At 42.8% G+C, this 18902-nt stretch carries 20 protein-coding genes; 18 read left to right on the top strand and 2 right to left on the bottom strand.

All coding sequences use genetic code 11. The annotated features are described in order from the left end of the window. Positions 1 to 17 precede the first annotated feature (17 nt). The 3 genes from B7714_RS03740 to mnmG all read left to right on the top strand — a co-directional run bounded on the left by B7714_RS03740 (position 18) and on the right by mnmG (position 3081). Entirely contained in the window at positions 18 to 449 is a 432-nt protein-coding gene (locus B7714_RS03740; RefSeq protein WP_084859674.1) for an SseB family protein, read from the top strand. 254 nt (positions 450 to 703) lie between these two features. After that, on the top strand, positions 704 to 1159 hold the full coding sequence (locus B7714_RS03735) for an NUDIX hydrolase (RefSeq protein WP_084859673.1): 456 nt from the start codon (positions 704 to 706) through the stop codon (positions 1157 to 1159). An 8-nt stretch (positions 1160 to 1167) separates the two neighbouring features. Further along, positions 1168 to 3081 (top strand): tRNA uridine-5-carboxymethylaminomethyl(34) synthesis enzyme MnmG, encoded by a 1914-nt coding sequence (gene mnmG, locus B7714_RS03730; RefSeq protein WP_084859672.1) that lies wholly within the window; start codon positions 1168 to 1170, stop codon positions 3079 to 3081. A gap of 36 nt (positions 3082 to 3117) precedes the next feature. Here the strand turns inward: mnmG and rnjA are convergent, their stop codons facing one another. Beyond that, positions 3118 to 4797, bottom strand: a complete 1680-nt coding sequence (gene rnjA, locus B7714_RS03725) for a ribonuclease J1 (RefSeq protein ID WP_084859671.1) — start codon at positions 4795 to 4797, stop codon at positions 3118 to 3120. Position 4798: 1 nt separating this feature from the next. Next, positions 4799 to 5032 carry a DNA-dependent RNA polymerase subunit epsilon gene (locus B7714_RS03720; RefSeq protein WP_000639585.1) on the bottom strand — a complete coding sequence of 78 codons (234 nt, stop codon included), beginning with the start codon at positions 5030 to 5032 and terminating at the stop codon, positions 4799 to 4801. A gap of 999 nt (positions 5033 to 6031) precedes the next feature. Here B7714_RS03720 and B7714_RS03715 point away from each other — a divergent pair. The 15 genes from B7714_RS03715 to B7714_RS03645 all read left to right on the top strand — a co-directional run bounded on the left by B7714_RS03715 (position 6032) and on the right by B7714_RS03645 (position 18887). After that, positions 6032 to 6247 carry a hypothetical protein gene (locus tag B7714_RS03715; RefSeq protein WP_000492029.1) on the top strand — a complete coding sequence of 72 codons (216 nt, stop codon included), beginning with the start codon at positions 6032 to 6034 and terminating at the stop codon, positions 6245 to 6247. A gap of 330 nt (positions 6248 to 6577) precedes the next feature. Further along, complete coding sequence (gene tsaB / locus B7714_RS03710; protein WP_084859670.1) at positions 6578 to 7261, top strand: tRNA (adenosine(37)-N6)-threonylcarbamoyltransferase complex dimerization subunit type 1 TsaB; 684 nt, start codon at positions 6578 to 6580, stop codon at positions 7259 to 7261. Next, positions 7258 to 7695 carry a ribosomal protein S18-alanine N-acetyltransferase gene (rimI, locus tag B7714_RS03705; protein WP_000569810.1) on the top strand — a complete coding sequence of 146 codons (438 nt, stop codon included), beginning with the start codon at positions 7258 to 7260 and terminating at the stop codon, positions 7693 to 7695. The genes tsaB and rimI overlap by 4 nt, the downstream gene beginning before the upstream one ends. Then, positions 7685 to 8695, top strand: coding sequence for a tRNA (adenosine(37)-N6)-threonylcarbamoyltransferase complex transferase subunit TsaD (tsaD, locus tag B7714_RS03700; protein WP_084856492.1), 1011 nt, complete (start codon positions 7685 to 7687; stop codon positions 8693 to 8695). The genes rimI and tsaD overlap by 11 nt, the downstream gene beginning before the upstream one ends. A gap of 110 nt (positions 8696 to 8805) precedes the next feature. Further along, positions 8806 to 9669: an Rgg/GadR/MutR family transcriptional regulator gene (locus tag B7714_RS03695; RefSeq protein ID WP_084859669.1), complete on the top strand. Its 864-nt coding sequence runs from the start codon at positions 8806 to 8808 to the stop codon at positions 9667 to 9669. 116 nt (positions 9670 to 9785) lie between these two features. After that, on the top strand, positions 9786 to 10451 hold the full coding sequence (locus tag B7714_RS03690) for a CPBP family intramembrane glutamic endopeptidase (RefSeq protein WP_084859668.1): 666 nt from the start codon (positions 9786 to 9788) through the stop codon (positions 10449 to 10451). A gap of 70 nt (positions 10452 to 10521) precedes the next feature. After that, positions 10522 to 11748, top strand: a complete 1227-nt coding sequence (locus tag B7714_RS03685; protein WP_000862370.1) for an MFS transporter — start codon at positions 10522 to 10524, stop codon at positions 11746 to 11748. A gap of 191 nt (positions 11749 to 11939) precedes the next feature. Continuing rightward, entirely contained in the window at positions 11940 to 12548 is a 609-nt protein-coding gene (locus B7714_RS03680) for a hypothetical protein (protein ID WP_049489438.1), read from the top strand. A 136-nt stretch (positions 12549 to 12684) separates the two neighbouring features. After that, complete coding sequence (locus tag B7714_RS03675; protein ID WP_000659754.1) at positions 12685 to 13380, top strand: AzlC family ABC transporter permease; 696 nt, start codon at positions 12685 to 12687, stop codon at positions 13378 to 13380. Continuing rightward, positions 13370 to 13693, top strand: a complete 324-nt coding sequence (locus tag B7714_RS03670) for an AzlD domain-containing protein (protein WP_044021513.1) — start codon at positions 13370 to 13372, stop codon at positions 13691 to 13693. Before B7714_RS03675 ends, B7714_RS03670 begins: the two co-directional genes overlap by 11 nt. 102 nt (positions 13694 to 13795) lie before the next feature. Next, positions 13796 to 14638: an amino acid ABC transporter substrate-binding protein gene (locus tag B7714_RS03665; protein WP_000724967.1), complete on the top strand. Its 843-nt coding sequence runs from the start codon at positions 13796 to 13798 to the stop codon at positions 14636 to 14638. 154 nt (positions 14639 to 14792) lie between these two features. Next, positions 14793 to 15647: a MetQ/NlpA family ABC transporter substrate-binding protein gene (locus tag B7714_RS03660; protein WP_000694533.1), complete on the top strand. Its 855-nt coding sequence runs from the start codon at positions 14793 to 14795 to the stop codon at positions 15645 to 15647. A gap of 118 nt (positions 15648 to 15765) precedes the next feature. Then, entirely contained in the window at positions 15766 to 17139 is a 1374-nt protein-coding gene (locus tag B7714_RS03655) for a M20 family metallopeptidase (protein ID WP_000231780.1), read from the top strand. After that, on the top strand, positions 17132 to 18193 hold the full coding sequence (locus B7714_RS03650) for a methionine ABC transporter ATP-binding protein (RefSeq protein ID WP_061588581.1): 1062 nt from the start codon (positions 17132 to 17134) through the stop codon (positions 18191 to 18193). Before B7714_RS03655 ends, B7714_RS03650 begins: the two co-directional genes overlap by 8 nt. A gap of 1 nt (position 18194) precedes the next feature. Continuing rightward, positions 18195 to 18887 carry a methionine ABC transporter permease gene (locus tag B7714_RS03645; protein WP_000137507.1) on the top strand — a complete coding sequence of 231 codons (693 nt, stop codon included), beginning with the start codon at positions 18195 to 18197 and terminating at the stop codon, positions 18885 to 18887. Positions 18888 to 18902 lie beyond the last annotated feature (15 nt).

The following is an 18902-nucleotide window of genomic DNA, read 5'->3' as shown; positions in this document are numbered from 1 at the left end:
TTCTAAGAGGAAAGAGAATGTTTCAGTTTTTTAAGAAAAAAACGGCTAAAAAAGAGCAAACAATGAGCCTTTCTGACTATAAGAAAGAGTATTTGAGAGAGAAAACGACAGAGTCGATTGAAGCCTTGTTCAAGGAATTGAAACAAGCTAAAGTCTGGGTCCCCTTCAATCCGAATCTTCTGGATGAGAGTGATGAACAAGAAGGGGTACGACTAAAACCGGATATTCTGCGAAAGGGAGACGACTACTTCTATCCTTGTTTCTTAACTGAACAAGATATTCCTAAGGACTATTATGACCGTTTTTCCTGGTTGCAATTACCTCTTATGGACTGTTTAGTTGTTGCGGAAGAGATGGGGGAGTTTCCGGTGAGAGGGATTGTTTTAGATGCTTTCGCTGACTCGGTTGAGATTGACAAAGGAGCTTTTGAGGCGATTCGCCAATCATAGTACATTTAGATTGACAAATTTTCTCAATTTGCTACAATAATAAAAGCAATAGAAATGATGGTCAAAGCTCATGGATGTTGCAGGCTTTTTGTCCTGCACTTCTTTGGAGTTTTGACTGTTTTTGTGTCGTTTAATACTCTTCGAAAATCAAATTCAAACCACGTCAGCTTCACCTTGCCGTACTCAAGTACAGCCTGCGGCTAGCTTCCTAGTTTGCTTTTTGATTTTCATTGAGTATAAGGGAAAGGATAAAAATGACTCAACAAGACTTTCGAACAAAAGCAGGGAATACGGTTTTTGGTGTTCGGGCGACAGCCTTGATTGTCCAAAATGGCAAGCTTCTAGTCACCAAAGACAAGGACAAGTGTTACACTATCGGCGGTGCGATTCAAGTCAATGAAAGAACGGAAGAAGCGGTAGTCCGCGAAGTGAAGGAAGAACTGGGCGTCAAAGCTCAAGCTGGACAGCTAGCTTTCGTAGTTGAAAATCGTTTTGAACAAGACGGTGTTTCCTATCACAACATCGAGTTTCATTATCTGGTGGACTTGCTTGAGGATGCCCCATTGACCATGCAGGAAGATGAGAAAATACAGCCCTGTGAGTGGATTGACTTGGATGAGTTAGAGGATTTCCAGCTGGTTCCAGCCTTTTTAAAAACAGCCTTACCAGATTGGGACGGCCAGCTGCGACACATTCATCTTGAAGAATAGGAGAGAAAATGACTTATAATTTTACAGAAGAATACGATATTATTGTAATCGGTGCGGGGCACGCTGGGGTGGAGGCATCCCTAGCTGCTAGCCGTATGGGCTGTAAGGTCTTGCTTGCGACTATCAATATTGAAATGCTGGCTTTCATGCCTTGTAATCCTTCTATCGGCGGTTCAGCCAAGGGGATTGTCGTGCGTGAGGTAGATGCTCTCGGTGGCGAAATGGCCAAGACCATTGACAAGACTTACATCCAGATGAAGATGCTCAACACTGGGAAAGGTCCAGCTGTTCGCGCCCTTCGTGCGCAAGCTGACAAGGAGCTTTACTCTAAGGAAATGCGCAAGACGGTTGAAAACCAAGAAAATCTGACCCTTCGTCAGACCATGATTGATGAGATTTTGGTGGAAGATGGCAAGGTTGTCGGTGTTCGTACAGCGACCCATCAAGAGTATGCCGCAAAGGCCGTTATCGTGACGACAGGAACAGCCCTCCGTGGGGAAATTATCATCGGAGACCTCAAGTACTCATCAGGACCAAACCACAGCTTGGCTTCGATTAACCTTGCTGACAATCTCAAGGAACTGGGACTCGAAATTGGTCGTTTCAAGACAGGAACGCCTCCACGTGTCAAGGCTTCCTCTATCAATTACGATGTGACAGAGATTCAGCCAGGAGATGAAGCGCCAAATCACTTCTCCTACACTTCACGAGATGAGGACTATGTCAAGGACCAAGTGCCATGCTGGTTGACTTACACTAATGGTACCAGTCATGAGATTATCCAAAACAACCTCCACCGTGCGCCTATGTTCACAGGTGTGGTTAAGGGAGTGGGGCCTCGTTACTGTCCATCGATTGAGGACAAGATTGTGCGCTTTGCGGACAAGGAACGTCACCAACTCTTCCTCGAGCCAGAAGGGCGCAATACAGAGGAAGTCTATGTTCAAGGGCTTTCAACCAGCCTGCCTGAGGATGTCCAACGTGATTTAGTTCATTCTATCAAAGGTTTGGAAAATGCTGAGATGATGCGAACGGGTTATGCTATTGAGTACGATATGGTCTTGCCTCACCAGTTGCGTGCAACTTTGGAAACCAAGAAAATCTCAGGTCTTTTCACTGCTGGTCAGACAAATGGAACGTCAGGTTATGAAGAAGCAGCAGGTCAAGGGATTATCGCTGGGATCAACGCAGCTCTGAAAATCCAAGGCAAGCCTGAATTGATTTTGAAACGAAGCGACGGTTATATTGGGGTCATGATTGATGACTTGGTGACCAAGGGAACCATTGAACCCTACCGTCTCTTGACCAGCCGTGCAGAATACCGTCTCATCCTTCGTCATGACAATGCCGATATGCGTTTGACCGAGATGGGACGCGAGATTGGTCTTGTGGATGATGAACGCTGGGCTCGCTTTGAAATCAAGAAAAATCAATTTGACAATGAGATGAAGCGTCTAGACAGCATCAAACTCAAGCCAGTCAAGGAAACCAATGCTAAGGTTGAGGAGATGGGCTTCAAGCCATTGACAGATGCGGTGACAGCCAAGGAATTCCTTCGTCGCCCAGAAGTGTCTTATCAAGATGTGGTGGCCTTTATCGGACCTGCTGCTGAAGAGTTAGATGACAAGATTATCGAATTGATTGAAACAGAAATCAAGTACGAAGGCTATATCTCAAAAGCCATGGATCAGGTTGCCAAGATGAAACGCATGGAAGAAAAACGCATTCCAGCTAACATCGACTGGGATGATATTGACTCGATTGCGACAGAAGCCCGCCAGAAGTTCAAACTCATCAATCCAGAAACCATCGGCCAAGCTAGCCGTATTTCGGGAGTAAACCCAGCAGATATTTCTATTTTGATGGTGTATTTGGAAGGTAAAAATCGTAGTATTTCTAAAAATCAAGAAAAGAAAGCATAGAAAAAACAGCTCCGAAGACGGGGCTGTTTTGTTGATTTATTCTTCATCTGGTGTGAGGATCATCGGGATGATAATCGGTTCACGTTCTGTATTTTCATAGAGGAAGGGGCGAATGGCGTTGACAATGGCACCATTGACAGATTGCACGCTAGCATCTTTGTTCTTCAGCGCGATACGAATTGCATTGAAGAGGATGCGCTGGCTTTGGCGAATCAAGTCACCAGACTCTCTCATGTAGACAAAGCCGCGGCTGAGGATATCTGGTCCAGATAGAATCATCTGCGACTTAAAGTCAACAGTTGCGACTGCAAGTACGACACCGTCTTCGGATAGATCTCTACGGTCTTTGAGGACGGCTGCACCGATTTCGCCGATACGATTTCCATCGACATAGATGTCTTGGGCATTGAAATGACCTGCGATACGAGCTGAGTTAGCAGTAAGGGCAAGCACGTCACCATTGCTCATGATAAAGATATTGTCCTTCTCGACACCAGTATCCACCGCTAGTCCAGCGTGGACTTTTTGCATGCGGTATTCACCATGGACAGGCATGAAGTATTTTGGCTTAATCAAGCGGAGCATGAGTTTTTGCTCTTGCTGACCACCGTGTCCAGATGTATGGATATTGTTCACTTTACCGTGGATAACTTCGACACCAGCTTCTGAGATAATGTTAATCAGCTTGTTGACGCTAGTGGTGTTTCCAGGAATTGGGCTAGAAGAGAAGATAACGGTATCGCCGGGTTGGAGTTGCACTTGACGGTGGGTTCCGTTGGCGATACGAGAGAGGGCTGCCATCGGCTCCCCTTGACTACCTGTACAAAGGATAAGAACCTCGCCAGCAGGGTAGTCTTTGATTTCATTTGGCTCGATAAAGGTTCCCTTAGGAGCTTTGATGTAGCCAAGTTCGATCCCGTTGACAATGGCCTTTTCCATAGAACGACCAAAGACTGCAATCTTGCGTCCGGTCTTAACAGCAGCATCTGTTGCTTGCTGGAGACGGAAAATATTGGAGGCAAAGGATGCAAATATGATGCGTCCTTCAATGCCTTGGATGATCTTCATGATGGACTGGCCAACGACTTTTTCAGAGTTGGTAAAGGTTGGTACTTCCGCATTTGTCGAGTCAGACAGGAGACAGAGCACACCTTCTTCACCAAGGGCAGCCATACGGTGCAAGTCTGCAGGTTCTCCAACTGGAGTAAAGTCAAACTTAAAGTCACCCGTACAAACGATTTTCCCTTGAGGAGTATGAATGACAATCCCTAAAGGCTCTGGAATGGAGTGGGTTGTTCTAAAGAAAGTTGCCTTGAGATTTTTAAAGGTCAACTCAGTGTTGTGGTTGATTTCGTAAAGTTTGGCGTTGCGCAAGAGACCGTGTTCTTCGAGTTTTCCACGGATCAAAGCCAGGGCAAGTGGTCCAGCGTAGATAGGGACATTTGCTTGCTTGAGCAGGAAGGGAATCCCACCGATGTGGTCCTCGTGTCCGTGTGTTATCAAAACAGCCTTGACGCGGTCGATATTGTCCACGATGTAAGAGTAATCAGGAATGACATAGTCGATACCTAGCAAGTCATCTTCTGGGAATTTAATCCCAGCATCGACGATGATAATCTCGTCTTGGTATTCAATTCCGTAAGTGTTTTTCCCGATTTCTCCCAGACCACCGATGGCAAAAACGCCGACTTCTTCAGGTTTAAGAGTGTAGGCCATATTAGAACTCCGTAATCTCGAAAGCGCCAGTTTCTTTTTCGTAATCTAGCAATTTGTCAGACAAGAGTTCGATGAATTCGATGTTGTACTCTGGGCGGTTTTCTTCGACAAGTTGGCGAGCAGCGATACGGCCCTCAAGTTCTGAGCTGGCATCGATGTCTAGGTAAAGTGAGCGTGTTGTTTCACGACGTGGGCTACGTTCTTTTGTTTCTTGATAAAAAACTTTGTAAATCATATATTTCCTTTCTATTTACAGGTCAGCTTATTCCAAACTTTTAGCAGAGATTTGCTTAATTTCATTCCATTTTGTGTCTAGATTGACCTTGATTCGTTACAATTATTTCAATTATACCACAAAATGAAAAATTAGTAAAAGACGGAAATGGAGAAAGTCGGGAGGGAAAGAGGAAGCAAAAAGACAGGTAGGATTTGGTCGGAGAGCGCTTAGGTGTTATAATTAAAGGGGGAATCTAAAGAGATAGTAAATTTAAGGAAGAATATAGTTCTAGTTTCATTAATCGTTGGTGTAGATGGCTGGGACAGAATGATACCTTTGAAAAAAGAAAAACTCTTGAGAAATCTCAAGAGCAAATAAAAAGGCTGAGACAAAACTCGGGGATTTTCCTGGAGCAGTCCAGATGGCAACACCTCTACCTGAAGCGAATGCATCGCAACCTTTGAATGACTTGTCACCAAATCAAACTCGATCTCAGCCTTTACTTAATTCTATCATCTATGAGGCTAAGAAGTCAATCTATAAGTATAACGATGTAGAAATAGCATGGAGTGGAGCGCTTACTAAAAGGTAAAGACAAGCACTTAATTTAAGAGTAAACAAAAAGAGAGGATCAATGGTAGTCAGGGGTCTTTACAGCTCAAAGCTGAGGGCAGTCCCACACCCGTACCAGAAGTTGGTACCTTTGAACGCTCTGTTACCAGTCGCCCTACGTTATCCTCTCAATATTTATATTTTACTATAACTTACTGAGGGAATCAACTTTAAAAGCATCAAAAAGCTCCTGACCGAAGTCAAGAGCCGTCAAACACTGGGGGCGAATTGTTCAATCGCAATTTCAGTTCTTTAGAAACCAAAGTTTCAGGGATAGCACTGCAACCCGAAGAGTCAGCGACTCAACCTGATTTTCCTACCAATGTTGAATTACATTTTAACATTGATAGACCGATATTGTCAACAGTTTATATAAAAATAGGAATACCAAAAGGAGGATTAAGAATGTTTAGTTTGTTTGAATTTGCAGTAGGGGTTCGCCTCTTGATGTTTGTAGTCTTTGTAGCTTGTGTCTATGGGGGGAATGCCCTGTTTGTGCATCTGGAACACCGCAAAACAAAGTTCCTTTGGAAGCTTGCTTTTGTGACGCTCTATTCAATTTTTCTCCTCCTAGTTACCTATGTTGTCTGGCTCGTTTTCTACTTTGGTTTAAACGCTTAAAGTCAATTATTTCTCTAGATAAACAGAAAATCCACCTCGTCTTTAGATGGGATGGATTTTTCTATTTTTAGGTGCTATCTTTATTGTTATGACGATGATTTCTAACGTCGAAAATCGAGTTGAAACATATATGCCTGATCCAAATTTTTTACGAAGAACCTTTCAATTTCCTTGTTCACTTTTCTATTCAAAAAAGCTACAACTTTTTTGAATTTGTTGTGTAGAATTGCCTGTCTAAGTGGCAGGCCCTTTTGTTTCAAAATAAAGAAAATTCCCATGCGCTAGCTTTTGTAGTATAATAGTAAACAGACAAAAAGATAGGAATATGTTATGAAAGTATTAGCTTTTGATACGTCCAGCAAGGCTCTTTCTCTAGCCATTTTAGAGGACAAGCAGGTTCTTGCCGAGACTATGATCAATATCAAGAAAAATCACAGTATTACCCTCATGCCAGCCATCGATTTTTTGATGGCAAGTTTGGATTGGACATCCAAGGATTTGGATCGAATCGTGGTAGCTGAAGGACCAGGTAGTTATACTGGCTTACGAATCGCTGTAGCAACTGCCAAGACCTTGGCTCATACCCTGAACATTGAGTTAGTTGGCATGTCTAGTCTCTTGGCTCTGGTGCCACGCCAACAAGAAGGCTTACTTGTTCCCTTGATGGATGCGCGTCGCAACAATGTCTATGCGGGATTTTATGAAAATGCCAAGTCAGTCTTTCCAGAAGCACACTTGTCCTTTGCGGAAGTGCTAGAGCAGGTCAAGGATGCTGACCAGGTGACCTTTGTTGGAGAAGTTGGAGCCTTTGTGGAGCAGATTCAAGAACAGCTACCACAAGCTAGTTACCAAGAGACCTTGCCAAATGCAGCTAATCTAGCTCTTTGGGCTTGGGACAAGAAAGCAGACTCCTTGCACGACTTTGTACCAAATTACCTCAAACGTGTTGAAGCTGAGGAAAACTGGCTCAAGAACCATACCGAGTCTGGCGGGTCTTACATTAAACGCCTATGATAGAAATCAAACGAATCCAAAAACAGCCTGAACTAGCTAAAACCATCTACGCTGTCATGGCAGATGTTTACCCAGTCAGTCCTTGGACGCTGGAACAAATCCAAGCAGACCTGTCCCAAGACCAAACTTGGTACGCTCTAGCTTATGATGGAACAGAAGTGATTGGATTTCTAGCTGTGCAGGAGAATCTCTTTGAGGCAGAAGTCCTGCAAATCGCTGTCAAGAAAGCCTATCAAGGACAGGAAATAGCATCAGCCTTGTTTGCAACATTGCCGACAGACAAGGAGATTTTCCTCGAAGTCAGAAAGTCAAATCACCGAGCGCAAGCATTTTACAAGAAAGAAAAGATGGCAGTCATCGCTGAGCGAAAGGCCTACTATCATGATCCAGTCGAGGACGCCATCATCATGAAGAGAGAAATAGATGAAGGATAGATATATTTTAGCATTTGAGACATCCTGTGATGAGACCAGTGTCGCCGTCTTGAAAAACGACGATGAGCTCTTGTCCAATGTCATTGCGAGTCAAATTGAGAGTCACAAACGTTTTGGGGGCGTAGTGCCAGAAGTGGCTAGCCGTCACCATGTCGAGGTTATTACAGCCTGCATCGAGGAGGCGCTAGCAGAAGCAGGAATTACCGAAGAGGATGTAACGGCTGTGGCTGTTACCTACGGACCAGGCTTGGTCGGAGCACTGCTAGTTGGTTTGTCAGCTGCCAAGGCCTTTGCTTGGGCTCATGGACTTCCGCTGATCCCTGTGAATCACATGGCTGGTCACCTCATGGCGGCTCAGAGCGTTGAGCCTTTGGAGTTTCCCTTGCTAGCTCTCTTGGTTAGCGGTGGGCACACGGAGTTGGTCTATGTTTCTGAGGCTGGGGATTATAAGATTGTTGGGGAAACGCGGGACGATGCAGTTGGTGAGGCCTATGATAAGGTCGGCCGTGTCATGGGCTTGACCTATCCTGCAGGTCGCGAAATTGATGAGCTAGCTCATCAGGGGCAGGATCTTTATGACTTTCCTCGTGCCATGATTAAGGAGGACAATCTAGAGTTTTCATTCTCAGGTTTGAAGTCTGCCTTTATCAATCTTCACCACAATGCCGAGCAAAAGGGAGAAAGCTTGTCCAAGGAAGACCTGTCAGCATCTTTCCAAGCAGCAGTCATGGACATTCTTATGGCCAAAACCAAGAAGGCTTTGGAAAAATATCCTGTTAAAACCCTAGTCGTGGCCGGTGGCGTGGCAGCTAATAAAGGGCTCAGAGAACGCCTAGCAGCTGAAATCACAGATGTCAAGGTCATCATCCCACCCCTGCGCCTTTGTGGAGACAATGCAGGTATGATTGCCTATGCTAGCGTCAGCGAGTGGAATAAAGAAAATTTTGCAGGCTTGGACCTCAACGCCAAACCAAGCCTCGCCTTTGATACTATGGAATAAAGAGTCAGCTTGAGGCTGGCTTTTTTGATAAAATATTTTATAATATGTTAAAAAAGTAAAAATTTTTACGAATAGAATAGTAAAGGGAATCTTTAAAGGGGAGTTTGGCTATGATTGAAAAACAGGAATTGGGAGAATTTTACAAGGAACTGCGCCTGGCGAGAAAACTCAAGCAGTCAGATGTGGCTTGTGATGGCCTGACAGCATCCCAGCTATCCAAGTTTGAACTAGGGCAGTCTATGCTGTCTGCAGATAAGCTGATTCTAGCTATCCAAGCGATAAATGTGACCTTTGATGAGTTTGGACACAAGCTTAACAACTATCAAGAATCACCACATATGCGAATTGGTCGAAAGGTTGTGGATCGTTTTGCCCATCAAGATATAGCAGGCTTAGAGCAATTATTAGAGGAGGTCGAGCAAGAACAGATGGCGCAGACCTATCGTCGTTTGAATGCTATTGTGATCAAAGATGCCATCCATTCCTTAGATAAAAGGTATCCGTTAGAAGAGGAGGATAGCGAGTTTTTAACTACTTACCTCTATGCTATCGAGTCTTGGACCTGGTTTGAACTCTATCTTTTTTGCAATACCATGCCCTTCTTGAGTAATCAAGATTTGATTTTTTTATCCACCTCTTTACTTGAAAAATCCAAGGAATTTAAAGAGTTAGTACACAATCAATTGTATATGAAAAGTGGTTATCTTAATATCATCTCAGAACTCATGGAGCGCAAACTTTTCTCCTACATCCCAATCTTTGAAGCCGAGTTAGAGAGCATGCTCCGGCCATATGATGTTTTTGAGAAAGTATCATTGCAGTTTTTAAAGAAGATGAGTGTATTCCTTCAAACTAAGGAAAGCAATCAAAAAGAGATTGAAGACTTTATCCAATCTCTACAAGTATTAGAAAATCCACAATTAACAGCTCTTTTTGAACTACGCTTACAGCAATATAAAGACCTTATCGATTAACAAACAATCGCAAAAATGAAATTTCTATAAGAAAAAAATGTCAAATATGCGATTTTCTAAAATGTGGTGATTTCCGTGTTATACTATCCTTATTTCATAGTATAGGAGAAAATAGAATGAAAAAGATAATCTCACGCTACTACTTTATTATAGCCGTTTTACTTGTCATTGCTGACCAGTTCTTCATTCGTTTGCTTTTACATACCGATCTAGCTGCTGGTCTATCCGACTTTGCCTATTATTTGTCGGATATGCTGTTGAATTTTCTTGTGGTTCTGCTTGCTATTATTGTTATGGTTTGGTCAGGGAAATGGCAGAAAATTAACAGTCGAAAATTTAGAGGTTCCTATCTTTTTTATTCCTTTTTAGCTCTTCTTGCTTTTGTTATTTGGAATTTCGTCACATTTTATCTTTTCCCATCTACCAAAAATGAAATTGCTTATCAACTGGATGTCCCTACTTTTACAGGAGCTACAGCATTTTTGATGTATTTTTTCTATCCTGTGATTGCAGGTCCCATTTTTGAAGAGATGATTTATCGTGGATTGGTGATGACCGCTCTGGAAAAAGGAAAGAAATGGGGACTGGATGTGCTTGGTTCGGCTGTTTTATTCGGGGTCTTGCATATTAGTAATCATGGTTGGGTCTTGACAGACTTTTTCGTATATATGGGTGGCGGTCTCATATTTGCAGTCTTATTTAGAGTGACAAAGTCCATTTATTGGCCTATTGGACTGCACATAGTCTACAATGGCATTGGTCAAATTTTACCGTTGCTGTAATTTTAGGTGCTCAGCAATATCGGTCTATTCTTGGGGAAAAGTTCCCATTTGAATTCAAAAAGGAGTTGCGATGAAAGTATTTATTCAAAATAGAGATTTTAGGCAGTTAACCATCAACCAGTGGATTTCAACGGTTGGGGATACGATTTTTTATCTTGCTTTTTTGAATTATGTGGCAGACGCTTCGTTTGCCCCCTTGGCGATTTTACTCATTACGATTTCAGAGACTGTTCCTCAAGTTCTGCAAATCTTTATGGGAGTTTTGGCTGACTTTCAACACCATCGTGTTCTAAAGTATACGCTTATTAGTTTTGTCAAATTTGTACTTTATTCTATAGTTGCACTTTCGCTTTCAGGGCAGTCCTTTTCCTTATGGCTCGTATTCTTTATTTGTTTAATGAATCTCTTGTCGGATACATTGAGTTACTTTTCAGGAGCCATGCTAACTCCTATTTTTATAAGAATCATTGGGAAAGAACATCTGACAGAAGCTATTGGCTTTAAACAATCAACAGTTAGTTTAGTTCGGACAATCAGTAATATTCTAGGAGGGGTTTTACTAGGAATTCTTTCCATTCAGTTTATTTCCTTGCTAAACGCTCTGACGTTTCTGATAGCATTTGTAGGTATTCTTCTCATAAAAAATGATCTTTTGAAAGTTGAAAAAACAATTAGCTATCAAGAAGGTCTTTCTATAAAATCGTTTTGCCAGCATTTGTTCCAATCATCGAAATTGATCTGGAATATGGATAGAGTGATCTTCATTTTGTTTATCGTCTCTATCAGCCAAGCTGTGATCAATGTCACTGTTCCTATTTCGACTCTTTTTTTAAGAAACCAACCGTTTTTGAATTTACAAACTGGTCAATCACTCGCTTTGTTATCAACACTAGAATTGTTAGCACTTATTGTCGGAAGCCTTGTAAGTGGCTATCTGAAAAATACAATTTCTATAAAAACAGCTCTATACGCTTCGGTCGTCATCCAGTTACTCCTTCTAGTAGGATTTGCCACAGTTCATTTTGGTTTGATTCTGCTTTTCAGCTCCTTGGATGCCTTCATCGCAGGGTTACTCTCTCCTAGATTGCAAGAACTCGTCTTTAAACAAATACCTGAGGAGTCAATGGGAGCGGTTCAATCCTCTATTGGTGCTATTACGGTTGTTTTACCAAGTCTATTCACAATCGTTTTTGTAACGATTGCTACAAGTTTTGGAACCCTAGCGGTCAGCTTTATTCTATTGCTATTACTCCTAACCGCATTTGTCATGCTCTTGAATATTCGTGAGAGCATTTAGTAGGGAACTTTGATTTAATTTTTGTTCATATGATAAGGCTGGCTTCCCAGTCTTTTTTTATCTCCAATATCTAATAATAGTCCTTGTTCAATTCCTTGTTACCTTAAATGAAAAAGTAATTTTAAAATCAATCACGGAATCCGACTCTATCAAAGTTTGTCAATCATAGAGTTTTTTTGTATAGTAGAAATATGAGATTTACAAAAATAATCAGTAGTTTGCTTGCTCTTGGAGCTTTACTCATGCTTTTATCAGCTTGCCAGAATATCAAAAAGACACAACTGGTCTTGTTTGAATCCCTTTCGTTCGGTATGTCTCCTAAATCTTTTGAAGAAGGATTTGGAAAGGCAAGCGAGGTGGAGGAAGAAAAGGAAACGGCCTATCGCGACACTTGGCGTGCAGAAGACCCATATTTCTATAAAACAGGTCGCCTTTTCTATCACTATGAGCAGATTACTTTGAAAGGCTATCCAGGCCGAGCGACCTTTACATTTTCAAAATCGCATCGTTTGGAAGAAGCGACAGTTCATATTCCTGTAACTTCAAAGGTGGAGCAGAAAGTAGTGCTTAACAATCTATCCCAGACTGTAAAAAAAGAACTGGAAGAACTCCCAGATTACCAGTCCATGACAACTGATACAGTAGGCCTCTATGATGACGGTTATCGCTACAAGGTCAAGTTGAAGGGACAACAGTGGGAACTCTGGGTGGATGTCTATCCAACAGAAAATAAATATGCTACAGACACAGAAACCGATAAGTATACTATCCGAGTGGATCAATTTCTCATGTATCCATGATGCTTCCTCTTCAGCACTTTTTCTGGCAATAGGTTTCGAATCCGAAACTTTTTTCTCTTCTTTGAATATGTTATAATAGTCCGTGCTGTGGCTGTGATGACGAACAGCCGCAATTGGAGAGAATATGAGGAGAAGGATGAAAGAAAAAGGATTTTGGGAAGGTGTTCAGGCGGCCATGCCGACTGCTCTTGGCTATGTCAGCATTGGTCTAGCCTGTGGGATTATTGGTGCGCCTTATGTGACACCTGTTGAGATGGGCTTGATGAGCCTCTTTGTTTATGCTGGGAGTGCCCAGTTTGCCATGTTGGCACTGATTGCGGTACAAGCGCCTGTGGCAGCCATTGCTATGACAGTTTTTTTGATCAACTTGCGACTCTTTTTGCTGAGCTTGCATGCATCGACCTATTTCCGTCATACTAGTCTCTGGCAAAACATCGGTATGTCTAGCCTCTTGACTGATGAGACCTATGGAGTTTTGATGGGCGAATTAGCCCATACAGACAAAGTCCATCCTATGTGGATGCACGGGAACAATCTCAATAGTTATGTAGCCTGGTTTATTGGGACAGTGGCGGGGACAGCTTTAGGTGGCCTTCTTCCAAATCCTGAAGTCTTTGGCTTAGACTTTGCCCTTGTTGGGATGTTTATCGGGATTTTTACTTCGCAATTTCAGATTATGCAAAGACGGGTTCCTGTACGGAATCTGCTGCGGATCCTAGCCGTTGTTGCGGTGTCCTTCTTTTTGCTCTTGACAGTAGTGTCTCAGTCGCTAGCTGTTTTGTTTGCGACCTTGCTAGGTTGTACCATGGGGGTGGTCTTAGATGGTCAGTAAATATCTTTTGTTAGCCGTTATCTTTTCAGGCCTAGTGACTTGGATTCCCCGTATGATTCCCTTCATCTTGGTTAAGTACAAGGGGTTGCCAGCTATCGTTGAGCGGTTTTTGAAGTTCTTGCCTGTTTCCATTATCTTTGCCTTGATCCTTTCAAGCGTGGTGACTGGAAAGGTTGGCAGCCTTCCCCAGATCAAATGGCTGGACTTTTTAGCAGTCTTTCCAACGGCTTGGATAGCCTTTCGCTACCGCAATCTAGTGGGTACGGTTCTTTTTGGAGTGGTCTTGATTGCAGTCTTGCGTCTAGTCTTTTAGTCAGCCATAAAAAAAACCTATCACCGAGATAGATATCATATAATGGCGAAAAAAAATATTTTCTGTTAAGATAGTAAAGTATTCTATTTTGGAGGAAATGACATGAAAAAAATCGTCAAATATTCATCTCTGGCTGCTCTAGGACTTGTTGCCGCAGGTGTACTAGCAGCTTGCTCAGGTGGAGATAAGAAAGATACTGCAACTAGTGAAGCAGCATCTGGTAAGAAAGAAATTATCGTTGCAACCAATGCTTCACCAAAACCATTCAACTACGAAGAAAATGGCGAGTTGACTGGTTATGAGATTGAAGTAGTCCGTGCTATCTTTAAAGACTCTGACAAATACGATGTCAAGTTTGAAAAGACAGAGTGGTCAGGTGTCTTTGCAGGTCTTGATAGCGACCGTTATCAAATGGCTGTGAACAATATCAGCTATACCAAAGAACGTGCTGAAAAGTACCTTTATGCAGCTCCAACTGCTAAAAACCCTAACGTTCTCGTTGTGAAGAAAGACGACGACAGCATCAAATCACTTGATGACATCGGAGGTAAGTCTACTGAAGTCGTTCAAGGGACAACATCAGCTAAACAGCTAGAAGATTATAACAAACAACACGCTGACAATCCAACGGTTCTTAACTATACCAAAGCTGATTTCCAACAAATCATGTCTCGTTTGAGCGATGGTCAGTTTGACTACAAGATCTTCGATAAAATTGGTGTTGAAACAGTTATCAAGAACCAAGGTTTGGACAACTTGAAAGTCATTGAACTTCCAAGCGACCAACAACCTTACGTTTACCCACTTCTTGCTAAAGGTCAAGATGAGTTGAAATCATTTGTAGACAAACGTATCCAAGAACTCTACAAAGACGGAACTCTTGAAAAATTGTCTAAACAGTTCTTCGGGGACACTTACCTCCCAGCAGAAGCTGATATTAAATAGTCGTATGAAATCATCCAGTCTGAGAAAGGCGGATGATTTCTCAATTTTTAGGTATATAGTTTCAAACTATATGTCTGCCTATCTAATAACAATTTGCTAATTCAAATAAAGTATGAGATACTATTACGGTATTATTTTTAAAGGAGAAAGAATCATGAAAATTAAAAAATGGCTCGGTGTAGCAGCTCTTGCTACAGTCGCAGGTTTGACTCTTGCAGCTTGCGGAAATTCAGAAAAGAAAGCAGACAACGAAACAGTTGTCAAAATTGCAACAGTTAACCGTAGCGGTTCTGAAGAAGCGCGTTGGGATAAAATCCAAGAATTAGTTGAAAAAGATGGAATTAAATTGGAATTCACAGAGTTCACAGACTATTCTCAACCAAATAAGGCAACTGCTGATGGCGAAGTAGACTTGAATGCTTTCCAACACTACAACTTCTTGAACAACTGGAACAAAGAAAACGGGAAAGACCTTGTAGCGATTGCAGATACCTACATCTCACCAATCCGCCTATACTCAGGTAAAAATGGGGAAGAAAACAAGTACACCAAAGTGGAAGAAATCCCAGATAACGGTGAAATCGCCGTACCAAACGATGCAACAAACGAAAGCCGTGCACTTTACTTGCTTCAATCAGCTGGTTTGATCAAATTGGATGTTTCTGGAACTGCACTTGCAACAGTTGCTAACATCACAGAAAATCCAAAGAACTTGAAGATTACTGAATTGGACGCTAGCCAAACAGCTCGTTCATTGTCATCAGTTGATGCTGCCGTTGTAAACAATACCTTCGTTACAGAAGCAAAATTGGACTACAAGAAAGCACTCTTCAAAGAACAAGCTGATGAAAACTCAAAACAATGGTACAACATCATTGTTGCGAAAAAAGATTGGGAATCATCACCTAAGGCTGATGCCATCAAGAAAATTATCGCAGCTTACCACACTGATGAAGTGAAAAAAGTTATCGAAGAAACATCAGACGGTTTGGACCAACCAGTTTGGTAATAAGACACAGGGAGGTGGGAGAGAGTTTCCACCTCTTGCTTTTGTATAGAGAGTTGATTTTAAAGAGGCACTTGTGGTCGTTCTGAAGACACAAGTAGGTAGTAGAAAGAGAGAGAAAATGGTTTTTCCTAGCGAACAAGAGCAGATTGAAAAATTTGAGAAGGATCATGTTGCCCAGCATTATTTTGAAGTCTTGCGCACCTTGATTTCCAAGAAATCAGTCTTTGCCCAACAGGTTGGACTCAAGGAGGTCGCAAACTATCTGGGTGAGATTTTCAAGCGTGTAGGGGCTGAAGTGGAGATTGATGAGAGCTATACGGCTCCCTTTGTCATGGCGCATTTCAAGAGTTCGCGTCCGGATGCCAAGACCTTGATCTTCTATAATCACTATGACACCGTGCCAGCGGATGGCGACCAGGTGTGGACAGAGGATCCTTTTACCCTTTCTGTGCGAAATGGCTTTATGTATGGGCGTGGGGTTGACGACGACAAAGGCCACATCACAGCTCGTTTGAGTGCTTTGAGAAAGTATATGCAGCACCATGATGACCTGCCTGTCAATATCAGCTTTATCATGGAGGGAGCAGAGGAGTCTGCTTCCATGGATCTAGATAAGTATTTAGAGAAACACGCAGACAAACTTCGTGGAGCGGACTTGCTAGTCTGGGAACAAGGAACCAAGAACGCCTTGGAACAGCTGGAAATCTCTGGCGGAAACAAGGGAATTGTAACCTTTGATGCTAAGGTGAAGAGTGCGGATGTGGATATCCACTCGAGTTATGGTGGTGTCGTGGAGTCAGCTCCATGGTATCTTATCCAGGCCTTAAGTAGCCTACGTGCAGCAGATGGACGTATCTTAGTAGAAGGCCTGTACGAGGATGTTCAAGAGCCAAATAAACGAGAGCTAGCCTTGGTGGATACTTACGCCCAACGCAATCCAGAGGAAATTAGTCGCATTTATGGTTTGGAATTACCTCTCTTACAAGAGGATCGTGCAGCCTTTCTAAAACGGTTCTTTTTCGAGCCAGCCCTTAATATCGAAGGGATTCAGTCAGGTTATCAAGGGCAAGGGGTTAAAACGATTTTGCCAGCAGAAGCCAGTGCTAAGTTAGAAGTTCGTTTGGTTCCTGGCTTAGAACCGCATGATGTTCTGGAAAAAATTCGGAAACAGCTAGACAAAAATGGCTTTGATAAGGTAGAATTATACTATACCTTGGGAGAGATGAGTTATCGAAGCGATATGAGCGCGCCGGCCATTCTCAATGTGATCGAGTTGGCCAAGAAATTCTATCCACAGGGCGTTTCAGTCTTGCCGACCACAGCGGGGACAGGACCTATGCATACGGTCTTTGATGCCTTAGAGGTACCCATGGTGGCCTTCGGTCTAGGAAATGCCAATAGCCGAGACCATGGTGGAGATGAAAACGTGCGAATCGCCGATTACTACACCCATATTGAATTAGTAGAGGAGCTGATTAGAAGCTATGAGTAGAGATATTATCAAGTTAGATCAGATCGATGTGACTTTTCACCAAAAGAAGAGAACCATCACAGCGGTCAAGGATGTGACCATTCACATCCAAGAAGGGGATATCTACGGAATCGTTGGATATTCTGGAGCAGGGAAATCAACCCTTGTACGGGTGATTAACCTCTTGCAAAAACCATCTGCAGGGAAAATCACCATTGATGACGATGTGATTTTTGACGGTAAGGTCACTTTGACGGCGGAGCAGTTACGTCGGAAACGTCAAGATATCGGGATGATTTTCCAACACTTTAATCTTATGAGCCAGAAAACGGCCGAGGAGAATGTGGCCTTTGCCCTTAAACATTCTGGACTCAGCAAGGAAGAAAAGAAAGCTAAAGTAGCCAAGTTGTTGGACTTGGTTGGCTTGGCGGATCGTGCTGAAAACTACCCTTCACAACTATCAGGAGGGCAAAAACAGCGTGTGGCTATTGCGCGTGCCTTGGCCAATGATCCAAAAATCTTGATTTCAGATGAGTCAACTTCTGCCCTTGACCCTAAGACAACCAAGCAGATTTTGGCCTTGTTGCAAGATTTGAACCAAAAATTAGGCTTGACTGTTGTCTTGATTACGCATGAAATGCAGATTGTCAAAGATATTGCTAACCGTGTGGCGGTCATGCAGGATGGCCGTTTGATTGAAGAGGGTAGTGTCCTTGAAATCTTCTCAGACCCTAAACAACCTTTGACCCAAGACTTCATCTCTACTGCAACAGGTATTGACGAAGCCATGGTTAAGATTGAGAAGCAAGAAATCGTAGAACATTTATCTGAGAATAGTATTTTAGTGCAGCTCAAGTATGCAGGGGCTTCGACAGACGAACCACTTTTGAATGAATTGTACAAGCGTTACCAAGTAACGGCCAATATCCTCTATGGAAATATCGAAATTCTCGATGGCACTCCTGTTGGAGAATTGGTGGTGGTCTTGTCAGGTGAAAAAGCAGCGCTAGTAGGTGCTCAAGATGCCATTCGTCAGGCTGGTGTGCAGTTAAAAGTATTGAAGGGAGGACAGTAAGATGACAGAGTTGATTCAAACTTATCTACCAAATGTCTATAAGATGGGCTGGGCTGGTCAGGCAGGCTGGGGAACAGCCATCTACCTAACTCTTTATATGACAGTTCTTTCCTTCATCATCGGAGGGTTCTTGGGGTTGGTAGCAGGTCTTTTCCTCGTCTTGACAGCGCCAGGCGGTGTCTTGGAAAATAAGGTTATCTTCTGGATTTTAGACAAGATTACCTCTATTTTCCGTGCAGTTCCTTTCATCATCCTCTTGGCAATCATGTCGCCACTCTCCCACTTGATCGTCAAGACTAGTATCGGGCCAAATGCAGCCCTTGTCCCACTTTCTTTTGCGGTCTTTGCCTTCTTTGCCCGTCAGGTGCAGGTGGTCTTGGCTGAGTTGGATGGTGGTGTCATTGAGGCGGCTCAAGCGAGCGGAGCGACCTTCTGGGACATCGTGGGTGTTTACCTATCAGAAGGTCTTCCAGATTTGATTCGTGTGACGACTGTGACCTTGATTTCCCTTGTTGGGGAAACAGCTATGGCGGGAGCAGTTGGTGCTGGTGGTATCGGTAACGTAGCCATCGCTTATGGATTTAACCGTTACAATCACGATGTGACCATCTTGGCGACTATCATTATCATTTTGATTATCTTTACAATCCAGTTCTTGGGAGATTTCTTGACCAAGAAATTGAGTCATAAATAAAAAGAGCCCAAGGGC

The organism is Streptococcus oralis subsp. oralis (genome assembly GCF_002096595.1).
Taxonomy (GTDB): domain Bacteria; phylum Bacillota; class Bacilli; order Lactobacillales; family Streptococcaceae; genus Streptococcus; species Streptococcus oralis_D.
The sequence above is the reverse complement of the archived record's forward strand: the minus strand, read 5'-3'. Positions and strand labels throughout refer to the sequence as shown.